Genomic DNA, 13,988 nt, shown 5'->3' with positions numbered 1-13,988 from the left:
TAGGCAATGCTTACAACTCCCTGGGACAGTACGAAAGGGCGATCGCTTTCCACCAGCAGTCTTTGGATATAGCTAAGGACATAGGGGATATTCGGGGGGAAAGTATTTCCTTAAACAATTTAGGCAATGCTTACTACTCCCTGGGACAGTACGAAAGGGCGATCGCATTCTACCAGCAGTCTTTGGATATAGCTAAGGACATAGGGGATATTCGGGGGGAAAGTAATTCCTTAATCGGTTTAGGCAATGCTTACGACTCCCTGGGACAGTACGAAAGGGCGATCGCTTTCTACCAGCAGTCTTTGGATATAGCTAAGGAGATAGGGGATATTCGGGGAGAAGCAAATGCTTGGTTTAATTTAGGTCTGTCCTTAGAAAAAGTGGATAGGGAACAAGATGCACTGGGTGCTTATCGCAATGCGCGGGAACTGTATCAGACAATGGGACTTGATGATAAGGTGCAAAATTGTAACAATGCAATTGAGGATCTTTCTCAACCACAAAAGCCTGTAGTTTTCCGTACTAGGTTTTGGGGTTGGTTGCGGCGGTTTTGGGGCTGGTTACGCGGTTGGTTTCGGCGATAAATAAAATCTGTTGAGTTATAATTAGTCTAATGTGTTAATTCCCAAATTTTTGAAAATTATAGTTTCAAATTTATGAACAGCCAAACTATTCCTCAAATTATTCCTAAGAAAGATATTACTGAGTATTTCAATTTCCTTTTTCCTGGAGATATTAGACTAAAAAACTCCAGAATCGGAATTGAGACAATACTTTATGAATACATTGATTGTGGACGTTCTCCAGAAGAGATTGCTCAAATATATCAATCACTTTCTTTAGAACAAGTTTATGCGACTATTCTTTACTATTTACAAAATAAAGAAGTTATCAGCGATTACATGAAGAACTGGATAGAACATGGTCATAGAATGAGAGAAGAACAGAGACTTAATCCCCCACCAGTATCAGAAAAACTCCGTCAACTTAGAACAGAAAGACAAGCAAAAGTATAAGGAAATGACCATTAAATATTTGATTGATGAAAATATCAATCCTTTATATCCAAAACAAATTAAACTCAAAGAACCTGATATTGTTGTTCAGGTAATAGGAGAAATAGGAATACCACCGAAAGGGACACTTGATCCTGAAATTCTCTGTTGGTGTGAGGAGAATAATTTCGTATTAGTCACAAATAACCGTACTTCTATGCCTGTACATTTAGCTGATCACATGGCTGTGAATCGTCACATACCAGGAATTTTCATTCTCAATCCTAATTTAAGTGTTGGTGAAAATATAGAAGAATTAATCTTAGTTGCTTTAGCTTCAGAAGATGGTGAATATCAAGATCGTATAGTTTATTTACCCTTACCATAGCTGTTAAAAATATTCAAGAGAAAGTTATTCTTTGGAAAATTTAGGCAATGCTTAGAACTCGCTAGTATAATATAAAAGAGCGCGTAATTAATAAACTGTTAAAGTTGTAAAATTCAATGTATGACAACATCTGTAAATATCTCGCCGAAAACTTCCAAGCAGACTTAGCCACATGGTTACTAGGTTCACCAGTTGAATTAACAGAACTGAGTCCAACAGAATTATCAAACGAACCAATTCGTGCCGATTCGTTAATTTTATTACAATCAGAGAACTTAATATTACATATTGAGTTTCAGACCGATGGTAATAAAAATATACCCTTTAGGATGTTAGATTATCGAGTTAGAGGTTATCGGCGTTTTCCTGACAAAGAGATGCGTCAAGTAGTGATTTATTTGAGAAAAACAGATTCTGAATTAGTCCATGAGAATAGTTTCAGATTAAACAAAACCCACCATGAGTTTGAAGTAATCCGTCTATGGGAACAACCAACAGAACAATTTATGACCGCGCCCGGTTTATTACCATTTGCCGTGCTAAGTCAGACAGAAGATCCTACAATGGTATTGAGCCAGGTAGCACAAGCAGTCGAAAAAATTAAAGATCAACAACAACAAAGGGATATAGCTGCTGCCAGCAGTATTTTAGCTGGGTTGGTGTTAAATAAAAGTGTAATCAAGAAAATTTTCAGGAGTGAGATTATGCGCGAATCAGTAATTTATCAAGACATCCTTGAAGAAGGTGAAGCCAAAGGTGAGGCGAAAGGCAAGGCTGAAACAACAAGAAAATTGGCTATAAATTTATTACGAATTGGTATGAATTTAGAGCAAATTGCTGAAGTCACTGAATTATCTGTTGAACAAGTTCGAGCTTTACAACAAGAACTTCAATCATTGTAAAACTGAGTATTTGTAGTGGTTTTTCAGTAAAGAGTGCTATCGCTCTCCGTAGGCATCATGTATACCTCACAACCAACGAAGATGAGCGATAGCGAAGCGCTCCGCAGGAATCGCCTTTCACAAGGTAACACCAGTATAATCATAAAAACTGGTGAATAATATATCAAAAAAGGAGAATTGACACTATGTTACAAAATATCTATCAACTTCCTTTGACATTTGATCAAATTCTTAGCTTAGTTAAACAACTTTCTACTTCTGAAAAATTGTTACTTAGTAAAGAAATAGAAAAAGAAACCTTGAATAATAAATTAACAGAGTTACTAGAAATATTTCAAACTGATGAATTGTCATTAGAGGAAATTACAGAAGAAGTTGAAATTGTCCGTTCTCAAATTTATGCTAGAAAAAATAACAGTTAAGATAATTATTCTTGGTGGGATGCTGAAATTTTAATTGTCTGAATCAGGATGTCCAGGATTTTAGGATTTACAGGATTGTTATTGATGAATTGTCTGTGAATATTGAAAGATAAGAAATGATAATTACATTTGTATTATAGTATGTTATCTACTATCTAATAATTACCATTTTTCCTAAACAATAAAAACTCACATCCTGTACATCCTCTAATCCTGGTTATCCTGATATGGCTTTCGCCACGCTACGCTATCAGACAGATTGTTAGTTTCTCTTTTTATAATCGTATTTTATCAATTGCTGGAGAATGATAATAGGTAATAGGTAAAAACCAATTACCCATTACCTATTACCAATTACCTATTCGCTAAATATTGATACATCTCCCATCTAGCATTTACTTCTGCTTGCGCTTGTTCTAACAACAACTTCGCCACCTCTGGTTTACTCTTCGTCAACATCTTAAACCGGTTCTCTTGATACATTGACTTTTCCACCGATTCAGAAGGTGCTTTCATATCCAATTGTAAGGGATTTTTACCCTGTGATTGTAATGCTGGATTATAGCGATATAACAACCATCTTCCTGAGTCTACTAGAGCCTTTTGTTGATGTAAACCTTTGGTCATATCAATACCATGAGCAATACAATGACTGTAAGCAATAATGATTGATGGACCATCAAAAGCTTCCGCTTCTAAAAATGCTTTGAGTGTATGTTCATCCTTCGCACCTAACGCCACACTCGCCACATAAACATTACCATAAGTCATCGCCATTAAACCCAAATCTTTCTTTGGTGCAGGTTTTCCACCAGTCGCATATTTAGCAACTGCGGCTTTGGGAGTAGCTTTAGAAGATTGTCCTCCAGTGTTAGAATAAACTTCTGTATCCATGACCAAAATGTTGACATTGCGACCTGTAGAAATCACATGATCAATCCCACCAAAATCTATATCATACGCCCAACCATCACCCCCAACTATCCACACACTTTTCTTGACTAAATAATCAGCGAGGGATTTGAGATTTTCAAACGCAGATAAACGCGGATTAACGCGGATATTTTTTGATTCTATCTGCGTGTATCTGTGTTCATCTGCGTTTGAAATTTCTTGGAGTTTGTGTTTGAGAATGACGATTCTTTCCCGTTGTTCCCAAATATCAGCTTCGGTTTTTTGTTCAGCTTTGAGAATGGCATTAACTAAATTATCGCCAATTTCACTACTTAATTGTTGCAATAATTCCGCTGCAAATTCCGCTTGTTTGTCTATGGATAAACGATAACCAAAACCGAATTCGGCGTTATCTTCAAATAAACTATTGGACCAGGCCGGACCTCTTCCGTCTGCGTTTTGACTCCAGGGAGTTGTGGGGAGATTTCCCCCGTAAATGGAAGAACAACCGGTGGCGTTGGCAATGAGTGAGCGATCGCCAAACAATTGTGTTAATAATTTAAGGTAGGGTGTTTCTCCACAACCAGCACAAGCACCAGAAAATTCAAACAATGGTTCTTGTAATTGCTGCTGACGAATTTGGCTTACTTTCAAAGTTTTCCGGTCAGGATTTGGTAAATTCAAAAAGAAATTCCAATTTTCCCGTTCTTGTTCCCGCAACGGTAATTGCGGACTCATATTAATCGCCTTGCGGGTGGGTTCTGCCTTGTTTTTGGCAGGACAGACGCTAACACAAATTTCACAGCCTGTACAGTCTTCTGGGGCTACCTGAATGGTGAATTTCTGGTTAGCAAAGTTCTTGTCTTTGCTGTTAGTGGATTTAAAAGTTATCGGTGCGTTGACTAACTCACTGGGTTGATAAGTTTTAGCGCGAATAGCCGCATGAGGACAAACCATCACACATTTACCACATTGAACGCAGACATCACCATCCCAAACGGGTATTTCTTCTGCAACGTTGCGTTTTTCCCATTTTGCAGTGCCACTGGGGAAAGTTCCGTCAGCAGGTAAAGCACTGACAGGTAAATCATCACCTTCCCAGACCATGATTTTGCTAAGAACATTCTCGATAAATTTGGGTTTGGTAATTGCTAATTGCGTTTCTTCCTTATTACCTCTTACCAATGACCTATTACCGACTTCATGGAGATTTTCTAGAGTGTTGTCTACCGCTTTTAAATTCATGTTGACAACTTCCGCGCCTTTTTTACCATAGGTTTTTTCTATGGCTTGTTTGATTTTAGCAATTGCTGCTTTTTCTGGCAATACCCCCGCTAAAGCAAAGAAACACACCTGCATGATAGTATTAATTCTGTGTCCCATACCACTATTTTTCGCTACTTGACTAGCGTTAATAGCGTAAACTTTCAGATTTTTGTCAATAATCTGCTGTTGGACTTTTGGGGGTAGATTTTCCCAAACATGATTAGCATCATAAGGACTATTTAACAGCAAAGTCGCTCCCGGTGCAGCCGCTTTTAAAATATCAATACTTTCCACAAATCCCCAATGGTGACAACCGATAAAATTAGCTTTGTCTATGAGGTAAGTTGAGCGAATTTTTCCAGCACCAAAACGCAGATGAGAAACTGTCATTGAACCGGATTTTTTAGAATCATAAACAAAGTAACCTTGGGCATTATTTTCTGTTCCCTCACCGATGATTTTGATGGAGTTCTTATTTGCCCCCACTGTACCATCTGAACCCAAACCATAGAACATAGTGCGAACTACATGATCTGGTTCTGTGGAGAAATTGGGGTCAAAATTCAAAGAAGTGAACGTGACATCATCATTAATCCCAATTGTGAAATGATTTTTGGGTTTAATTTGAGTGAGATTATCAAATACACTCTTCACCATTGCGGGAGTAAATTCTTTAGAAGACAGTCCATATCTTCCCCCAACAATTTTCGGGAATGTGGTTTTTTTCCAGCCTTCATAAATGGCTGTCACCACATCTAAATATAATGGTTCTCCTGCGCTTCCGGCTTCTTTGGTTCTATCAAGAACGGCAATAGATTTAACACTATTTGGTAATGCTTCTATAAATCTGTGAACATCAAAAGGACGGAAAAGCCGCACTTTGATAACTCCGACTTTTTCCCCTTGGTTGTTGAGATAATCCACTGTTTCATGAACAGTTTCACAACCAGAACCCATAATCACAATTACTCTTTCTGCGTCAGTGCTTCCATGATATTCATAAAGTTTGTAATATCTGCCTGTGCGTTCTCCAAATTTGTCCATAATTTTTTGGACAATATCAGCACAAACATTGTAATAAGGGTTTGCACCTTCACGAGATTGAAAGTAAACATCGGGGTTTTGTGCTGTTCCTCGTAATACTGGTTTGTCTGGAGTTAAACACCGTTGACGATGTGCAAATACTAAAGATTGGGGAATTAGCACTTGTAAATCTTCATCAGATAATAATTCAACTTTTTGCACTTCATGGGAAGTTCTAAACCCATCAAAAAAGTGCATAAATGGTACTCTTGCTTCTAATGTTGCTGCATGAGAAATCAGTGCAAAATCATGACTCTCCTGTACAGAAGCGGAACATAAAAAAGCGAAACCAGTCGCTCTTGCAGCCATGACATCACTATGATCACCGAAAATAGATAACGCATGGGTAGCTAAAGAACGAGCAGAAACATGAAGTACGAAACTGGTTAATTCTCCAGCAATTTTGTACAAGTTAGGAATCATTAATAATAATCCCTGAGAAGCGGTGAAAGTTGTACTTAATGCCCCTGTTTGTAATGCCCCATGGACAGCAGCAGCAGCCCCTCCTTCGCTTTGCATTTGGGTAACACTGGGAACTGTTCCCCATAAATTGGGTTTATTTTCTGACATCCAAGCATCAGCCCATTCACCCATATTTGAAGATGGGGTGATAGGATAAATGGCAATGACTTCATTTAGTTTGTAAGCTACACGGGCAACGGCTTCGTTACCATCAATTGTGGCATAGGATTTGGTCATGATTTTCCTTTTTGTGTCTTTTCTGGTTGTTTAAACTGTATGCAGAGAAGCCAAAAAGATAAGCATTGGAAATAGCTAAAGTCAGGAAGTTAATTTGTGATCTTTTTTACAGTTTTATGAATTGGGAATTATTAATTATTTTAACTTTTAACCAATATTTTAATTATAGCAAATGGTAAATATTCTATCTATATTAATGTTGTACTCAAGATGGTAGTGGTAAATATGTAGTGATAATAAAATTAGGCATTACAACAAGAATTATAATGATGAATAAAATACCAGATAGCGCCAATATGATTATCTAACTTTTTAGAAAAGGATAAAGTTTTTCTGACCAAACGAGAAATTCTTTGAGGCATTGTATTATTAAAGCGTTCAATATGGTTAGTCTTGCCACTTTCTTTCCCGACTGCCTGATGACGTTTGCTAGGAATAACTTGTGCGTAAGCCGCCCAAAAATCTGTATAGCAAACAGCACATTGACGGTAAACTGGTGGTAGAGAATTCCATAATCCCCTAGCGCCATCTTCACTGGGATTGCCTATGTAAACTCCAACTATTTCTCTAGTTTTTTTGTCCAAAGCTAACCAAATCCATTGCTTATTACCCTGATGACCTACAAATGACCAAGCCTCATCACATTCAATAGTCAATTTACCTCTTGGTTTGGCTGAAACATTTACCTGCTGAGGAATCTGGGCATATTTATTATTCACATATTTTTGCAACCAAGTCTCTGAAACAAGAGCAGCACGAGCAATACCGGCCAGAGGTATTTTCTGAAGTAAAAGTCTATCAATCAGTTCTATATAGGAATAATATTTGAATCCTGAAATTATTTGCGTAGTTAGGTAAGATGCAAAAGGCATGAGGTAAAAGGATTCTAGCCGATTCAGGTGTACCGAGTGTTTTTCAAAAATCAAATATGAGTCCTATAGTATCTTTGCTAATAACTTTATTAGTGGGATTTTCTATAAACTGTCTTTTGCAGTTTTGACACTGGTATTTTGGTTTTTGATTATGAATCTTCCCATTTTTGACAGTGTGTTGAGAACCACAATTGGGGCAAGTAGGTCTGGAGATTGACATCAAAGCTAAAATAGTTGAATTTAAAAACACTGGTACTTCACTACATATAACACTTAACACGTTCTAGTGAAATCATGTGAAATCATACAAGTAAGTTGGCGTTAAACAATCAACATATGTAACGAAATGTAAATTCGACAAATACCTTATAGATAGGTTATTTAAGGGTTTTTACGAAAAAAATGTATATTGATTTTATCGTGCCGACTTACTTATTTAGAAACTTTATATTTTAGATAATTTTCAGTTAGTTAAATATAATTAAAATTTCAACAGCTACAAACGAATAATTTAAGTTAGAAAATATCAGATTTCACTACATATTTACCACTACCAATCATGAATTTATTAGATTGGATGCATGATGGAATGAAGTATTTTCCCAGAAGTATAGGAACAATGGTTAGATGGTTTGGTGAAGTCGTAGGTTATTTTGACAGCAGAACTACTAGTGGTACTGTGGAAGGAATTAATAATAAACTCAAATTAATCAAAAGACTTGGATATGGATTTCATAACTTTAGTAATTTTAGATTACGTAGTTTATTAAACTGGCACTTTAGTATTAATTCTCCATAAAAGGGACGCAAGAGCCGAAAATTGTAGCTTTGTTATGTCAACAGAAATCATGTCAGGAATATTAGACAATTTAACTCCTGAACAAATCGCTATTTTTGATGAAGCAGTTAAACGTATGATTTAGCAATTTTAGAAAAAGCGTCAGAAATTCATGCAAATCTCAGATTAAGAGGATTACCAATCCAAACAGAAGATATCTTAATTGCTGCAACTGCTATTGTTAAAGGTTTTATTCTAGTTTCTAATGATCGTGATTTATTGAGAGTTGAAGAATTAAGTTTAGAGAATTGGTAACAGGAAGATGGCAGTTTTGGGCGATTTTACGTTTCTGTACACATTTTGGTGATTTCCCGCCCACCTCTTAGGCGGTTATATTAATTAATACTTAAAATAAGTCCTTCACGAGCTAGTAATGCTTTAGCTTAACCGACAGAAGCCCCACGTCTGACCCGATAGGGAAGCGGGGGATGAATGGCGCGTGAATTGACGACGGTTTTCCGACCAACGCGACAGCAAGGAAGGAAAACATGGAGACAATTCACAAAATTTGTGTTATGAATTGAATATCTGGGCAAGGCGAGAGAATAGCGATAACCAAGCTAGATACATGATCATTTTTGTTGATTAACCTTGATTTTGCCTTTGGAACGAGGGGTCAGCCTATCGCCTTAACATAAGTCTTGTTGTTCTCGAAGAGCAAAAAGCTGCTAACTGGGTAGGAAGCCTATACTTACCCGCAAGGGAAGTGTAGGTAGTTCACGGAATACTGACTGAATTTCAGTTTGAACATGATCAAGAAAATCATCATCATCAGGATGATGATAGGAGATTACTGAGCAGATCATCATAATGTCGCACTTCTAATAACTGGTTTTTTTCACCCACAATTACAACGGTAGGAGAGTGACATTTTAACTCTTCCATAGTAAACTGCCCGTAAGTCATGATAATCAAGCGATCGCCAACCACGCCTAAACGTGCCGCTGCTCCATTTAATTCAATCGCTCCTGAATTAGCGGGAGCAGGTATGGCATAAGTAATAAAACGCTCACCATTAGCAATATTCACTACTTGTACCTGCTCATAGAGGAATATACCAGCTTTTTTCAGGAGAACCTCGTCAATGCTGATACTACCCACATAGTTAATATTTGCTGCTGTGAGCGTACAGTTATGAATTTTTGCCGATAAGAGAGTGCGCTGCATTTGAGTTTAAATTTTTTTTTGCAACCAGTAAGAATTTTGGGAATTAGACTCAGTAGGTTGTTACTGATTGTCCCACAATTATTGCTTTGGTGGGTAATGAGTAATTTACATTACCACTACCCATAATCTATTATGCTTTAGCTTTAGCTGCTTGAATGAACTTTTCCACCAAGGGAGCTACCTTATCCACATCCTGCCAACCGAGAATTTGCGTGACCTTTTTTTCCAAATTTTTATAACTACGGAAAAATTCAGCAATTTCTTCTAGTCGGTGAGGGGATATGTCTTTGAGAGACTTTACATGAGCATAGCGCGGATCTTTATCGGGAACACAAAGAATTTTTTCATCACGATCGCCACCATCAATCATTTCCAAATAACCAACTGGTCTAGCCGCAATCACGCAACCGGGAAATGTTGGTTCATCCATGATTACCATACCATCTAACGGATCGCCATCATCAGCTAAGGTATTAGGGATAAAACCATAATCATAAGGATACTTAACCGAAGAATAGAGAACCCGATCTAAAGCAAATGCTTGTAAATCCTTATCGTATTCGTATTTATTTTTACTTCCACCAGCAATTTCAATCAGGACATTAATTACACCTGGCTTTGGTTGGGCAGGAATCAAAGATAAATCCACAACAAAACTCCTTTACTAAAAGTGAATAAGCGGTAGCAGCCATTTTTGCTCCCAGTGTAAGATTCTAAGGCATTGTGGATCTCTTCCCCCAGATTCCTGCTAAAAATCTTGGCGAATTTCACAAATGATCAAAAAAAAGCAGAGAAAAAAACTCCCTGCCCATTATCCTCTGCTTTGACTCCTAAATTCTGCTGTATATTTTAATCTCCGGGAATAGATAGGTTATAGCTTAAGGATGGCTGATTGTTTTCAACATTGACTGAAGAATAGTGGGCGATGATAAATACTGGTAAAGTGAGGGTGATCAAAGCGATCACTGTTCCCACAATGTCTGCCAAACGTTGGGAATATGTATCGGAAGAATTGGCAGACTGGCTATTTAAATTCATACAAAGTTGCAATTAATCAGAATCACGAGTGGGTTGACTCCCTGGAAAAGAGGGTCTACACTATTCTAACTATTTTTTTACTATAAACCGTAATGTCAGGGATAACTGACATTTTTGATCCTTCAGAAATTCCGTAGGGGCGCAGGTCCTGCGTCCAATTAGATTGGTCCCTGCGCCCAAGATTATGCAGCCACTTTTTGTCCTGTAGTTGATTCTTCAGATTGTGGTGACTCTTGTTTTTCTTGATTTCCCTGTTCTGAATCACTGCTGGGTTGAACTATTTGGAGGTGAATATTATTCACTTGATTAATAAATAGTTCTATTGCCTGACTTACTCTTTGTTGTTGTTTACCTTCTTCGGAAATATCATAACAACGATAGGCTGGGCTAATTCCCAAAATAAACTTTTCCTGTTCAGCTTCTAATAATTCAACGGCTTTGTTAGCAGCCATCCAATTTTTTTCAAAAGGAAATGAGGTAACGATACTAGCAACAATGGAAGCAACGGCTGGGCAAATAACAGGCAGCCATTTTAACCAGCTTTGTCCTGCTTCTAATTTATCCACCAACACTAAAATTGGTGTGACACCTGACAAAATAACGGTAGAAATTTGCAAAACATAGTAAAGAGTTCTGGCGAGATCTCGAGAACTTTTATAATCATCAATCAACTCTTGACAATATTCTAAAGCTTTAGCTCGTGCTGGTAAAACTGTATTATAGTCCAATGTAGTACCATTGCTTAATAGAGAGGTATAGAGTTCAGCTTTTTTGGAAAGCTCAGTTTTTTGTGATTCCTTTTGAGCATTTTTCACAGATTGTCTATTGAAGATAAACAAACCAAGAGAAACACTTAAAGCAACGGATGCAGCAGTTATATATTGTTGATCACTAGAACCAACATAAATGATGAAAATTGATGTGATAGCAACTGCGGCTAATAAATAATCAATCAACTTGAAAAAAAACAGCATATTTTTTCCTGGTGTGGTTATTGTCGGAATGTTGAATTGATGATTGGAAACCCCGTTGTAAAAATATTTTCACAACCAAAGATGTATATTACACGAAAGTAACATTATTGACAAGTTGCCAGGACTAGCAATATTTTTCAGAAAAAAGGTTAAGATCCGGATTTTCCAGTTGTTTTCAAGGATACAGATATAAATAAAGTTTAAATTTAATTAAGTTGATGAAAAATTTCCATCAACTTGTGCATTTAATAAATGAACCTACTGTAAATTCACAAATCAAATCGCAGTGCTGTATCTTTTGCGCGTAGCTATGGCTAACACTAACACCAAAAATGTTAAAACTCCTGCTAGATATAAAGGATAGCTGTATGTAATGGGTTGAGATTGTTGAACTATCATCCCAGCAATCACTGGGCCAATACCGTTGGAAATACTTAAATAGGATGCGTTTAATCCTAATACGGTTCCCTGATCTTGCGGTTGAGCATTGAGAGAAATCAATGTACTAATCATGGGTTGGACTAGGGCGTTAAACAGTGCAAATAATATGCTAACTACGACAAAATAAGTGATGCTAGGCCAAACAGGCATTAATATAAATGATAAACTGCGAACAAATAAGCCTAAAAATAATATTTTGACAACATTAAATTTACGACGAAGAATAGATACTCCCCAAGTTTGCATAACTACTCCTAATGTGCCAAAAACTAAAAATAAGAGTGTTAAAGATTTATTATTTTGATCTAAAACTTGAATAAAATAGGGTTGAAATGCGTAGGTAAACATGGTAAATGTTGTCCCTGTGCAAAAATTAATAAATAATAAAATGCCAATTCCTGGCATAGCAAATCCTTTAATTAAATTATCTAACCCTAAATCAAAGATGTTTGTGGATTTTGGAGATTTATTTTGGATAGTTTCTGGTAATAAAAATATTGTCATTAACATCCCGATAAGAGCAACTGCACCGGAAACTAAAAATGCTGTTCCTAAAGAAATTTGCTGTGCTACTAAACTAGTCGCTGGGCCAAGAACAAAGCCTAATCCCATTGCTGCGCCATAAATCCCAAATGCCTGAGCGCGATCTTTTTGACTGGTAACATCAGAAATAACGGCTTGGGCAACAGAAGCATTTCCACCTGTGATACCATCTAAAAATCTGGCGAAAAATAGTAAAGTTGCTGTTGTGGCAGTTCCGGCTATGGTATTAGCAATTACTGTTCCGGCTAAACTAATTATTAATAATGGTTTCCGTCCAAATCTGTCGGAGAGTTTACCAATTACAGGAGTGGCGAAAAATTGAGCAATGGAATATGTTGAGAATAATAAACTGGTTTGGAAATCATTTAAACCAAATTGTTTACCATAAAGATAAATTATGGGGATTAAAATTGTAAAACTTAGGGAGTTAATAAAGGCAATTAAGGCAGTAATCCAAAAAATTCGGTTCATTGTTAATTAAATATATTTATCTTTAGTCATCCTATCATTCACTGGACTTTTACTTACTGCCCATGAAATTTAAATTACAGAGATTTTTTCAGCAGCCGGGAAAACACTTGCATTCACGAGTTCATATTCAAATTCACAATGGACAATTCACAATTATCGGTATGGGTGCAAGATATATGATCTTAAACTGGTGAGAAATCAGACACCTAGCTTTTCTTTATCTTGGACGGTGATGCACATTATTGATGAGTCTAGTCCTTTTCATGGGATGACATCGGCATTATTAAGTCAAACTCAGGCCTTGCTGATGATTTCTATGAGTGGGATTGATGAAACAGTGGCACAGGTTGTCCATGCTCGTTATAGTTATGGCGTTAATGAGATTTTGTGGAATCATCAATTTGTAGATATTATGTACTATAATACGCCTGATAGACATCGTTACTGTGACTATACGCATTTTCACGATGTTTTGCCAATTTATTAGTTCTCTAATCCATAGACTACTGGCTTTTCCCATTTATTCAGCAAGTCCTATATCCCATCTTCCGCACCCTAAATTGTCACACAACGAAAAATGGTCGTTTGGGGATTTGGGATTAGCGATAGCGAAGCGCTACTGCAAGCAGTTCGCTACCTAAAATTTCGACCTTTTTGTATAAAAATCATCCTTCAATGTATTCAAAAGTCCGAAATTACCGATTGTGACACCGGGAGTGCGGAATGTGGGCTATATATTAATTAATACTTTATTTACTTTTACTTACTTAAAAAAAATTGTATAATTTTATATTATTAAAATCAAGCTACACAACGGCTTATCAACTTCTGTTTGTACAAAAAACAAAACCCCCTCTAAAAGAATAGAGGAGGCGTTGTTGTTAAATAATAAACCTGGCATCGAGCTATTTTCACGGAGGGCTACCCCTCAACTATCGTCGCCGCAGCAGCGTTTCACCTCTGAGTTCGGGAAGGGATCAGTGTGGTTCCACCGC

Annotated in this window: 12 protein-coding genes, 1 rRNA gene and 4 pseudogenes; 8 read left to right on the top strand and 9 right to left on the bottom strand. The window is 37.0% G+C overall.

What is annotated here, in order from left to right:
* The 5 genes from PN450_RS12415 to vap15 all read left to right on the top strand — a co-directional run.
* The coding region (locus PN450_RS12415) for a tetratricopeptide repeat protein (RefSeq protein WP_271836526.1) at positions 1–584 on the top strand (584 nt) is incomplete at its 5' end.
* Positions 585–656: 72 nt separating this feature from the next.
* Complete coding sequence (locus PN450_RS12410; RefSeq protein ID WP_271836525.1) at positions 657–1,016, top strand: DUF433 domain-containing protein; 360 nt, start codon at positions 657–659, stop codon at positions 1,014–1,016.
* 4 nt (positions 1,017–1,020) lie between these two features.
* The gene (locus PN450_RS12405) at positions 1,021–1,383 is read left to right on the top strand and encodes a DUF5615 family PIN-like protein (protein WP_271836524.1); all 363 of its coding nucleotides are present in this window, start codon (positions 1,021–1,023) and stop codon (positions 1,381–1,383) included.
* 116 nt (positions 1,384–1,499) lie between these two features.
* Positions 1,500–2,285 (top strand): Rpn family recombination-promoting nuclease/putative transposase, encoded by a 786-nt coding sequence (locus tag PN450_RS12400; RefSeq protein WP_271836523.1) that lies wholly within the window; start codon positions 1,500–1,502, stop codon positions 2,283–2,285.
* A gap of 185 nt (positions 2,286–2,470) precedes the next feature.
* Positions 2,471–2,707 carry a type II toxin-antitoxin system VapB15 family antitoxin gene (vap15, locus tag PN450_RS12395; RefSeq protein ID WP_148765377.1) on the top strand — a complete coding sequence of 79 codons (237 nt, stop codon included), beginning with the start codon at positions 2,471–2,473 and terminating at the stop codon, positions 2,705–2,707.
* A 354-nt stretch (positions 2,708–3,061) separates the two neighbouring features.
* On the opposite strand, the gene nifJ is transcribed toward vap15, so the two are convergent.
* The 3 genes and pseudogenes from nifJ to PN450_RS24090 form a co-directional block, all read right to left on the bottom strand.
* Positions 3,062–6,649 carry a pyruvate:ferredoxin (flavodoxin) oxidoreductase gene (nifJ, locus tag PN450_RS12390; RefSeq protein WP_271836522.1) on the bottom strand — a complete coding sequence of 1,196 codons (3,588 nt, stop codon included), beginning with the start codon at positions 6,647–6,649 and terminating at the stop codon, positions 3,062–3,064.
* Positions 6,650–6,891: 242 nt separating this feature from the next.
* Positions 6,892–7,455: pseudogene (locus PN450_RS12385) on the bottom strand (IS1 family transposase); the annotation flags it as partial.
* A 109-nt stretch (positions 7,456–7,564) separates the two neighbouring features.
* On the bottom strand, positions 7,565–7,741 hold the full coding sequence (locus PN450_RS24090; RefSeq protein WP_417033746.1) for an IS1/IS1595 family N-terminal zinc-binding domain-containing protein: 177 nt from the start codon (positions 7,739–7,741) through the stop codon (positions 7,565–7,567).
* Positions 7,742–8,077: 336 nt separating this feature from the next.
* Here PN450_RS24090 and PN450_RS12380 point away from each other — a divergent pair.
* A pseudogene (locus PN450_RS12380) lies at positions 8,078–8,320 on the top strand (transposase); the annotation flags it as partial.
* A 117-nt stretch (positions 8,321–8,437) separates the two neighbouring features.
* Positions 8,438–8,614 (top strand): annotated as a pseudogene (locus tag PN450_RS12375) (PIN domain-containing protein); the annotation flags it as partial.
* A 516-nt stretch (positions 8,615–9,130) separates the two neighbouring features.
* Here PN450_RS12375 and panD read toward each other — a convergent pair.
* From panD to PN450_RS12350, 5 genes are all read right to left on the bottom strand, one after another.
* Positions 9,131–9,526 (bottom strand): aspartate 1-decarboxylase, encoded by a 396-nt coding sequence (gene panD / locus PN450_RS12370; protein WP_148765373.1) that lies wholly within the window; start codon positions 9,524–9,526, stop codon positions 9,131–9,133.
* Between the two features lie 130 nt (positions 9,527–9,656).
* Positions 9,657–10,175: an inorganic diphosphatase gene (locus PN450_RS12365; protein WP_148765371.1), complete on the bottom strand. Its 519-nt coding sequence runs from the start codon at positions 10,173–10,175 to the stop codon at positions 9,657–9,659.
* Between the two features lie 200 nt (positions 10,176–10,375).
* On the bottom strand, positions 10,376–10,564 hold the full coding sequence (locus PN450_RS12360; protein ID WP_148765369.1) for a TLTLP motif-containing protein: 189 nt from the start codon (positions 10,562–10,564) through the stop codon (positions 10,376–10,378).
* A gap of 182 nt (positions 10,565–10,746) precedes the next feature.
* Positions 10,747–11,538 (bottom strand): DUF4231 domain-containing protein, encoded by a 792-nt coding sequence (locus PN450_RS12355; protein ID WP_271823075.1) that lies wholly within the window; start codon positions 11,536–11,538, stop codon positions 10,747–10,749.
* A gap of 276 nt (positions 11,539–11,814) precedes the next feature.
* Positions 11,815–12,993, bottom strand: coding sequence for an MFS transporter (locus PN450_RS12350; protein WP_148765365.1), 1,179 nt, complete (start codon positions 12,991–12,993; stop codon positions 11,815–11,817).
* 169 nt (positions 12,994–13,162) lie between these two features.
* Between PN450_RS12350 and PN450_RS12345 the strand changes: the two are divergent.
* Positions 13,163–13,480, top strand: a pseudogene (locus PN450_RS12345) (ion channel); the annotation flags it as partial.
* 405 nt (positions 13,481–13,885) lie between these two features.
* Here PN450_RS12345 and rrf read toward each other — a convergent pair.
* Positions 13,886–13,988, bottom strand: a 5S ribosomal RNA gene (gene rrf / locus PN450_RS12340); the annotation flags it as partial.

Source organism: Dolichospermum lemmermannii CS-548 (assembly GCF_028330815.1).
Taxonomy (GTDB): Bacteria; Cyanobacteriota; Cyanobacteriia; order Cyanobacteriales; family Nostocaceae; genus Dolichospermum; species Dolichospermum lemmermannii.
Note: the sequence above shows the minus strand (reverse complement) of the source record. Positions and strands in the feature narration are given on the sequence as shown.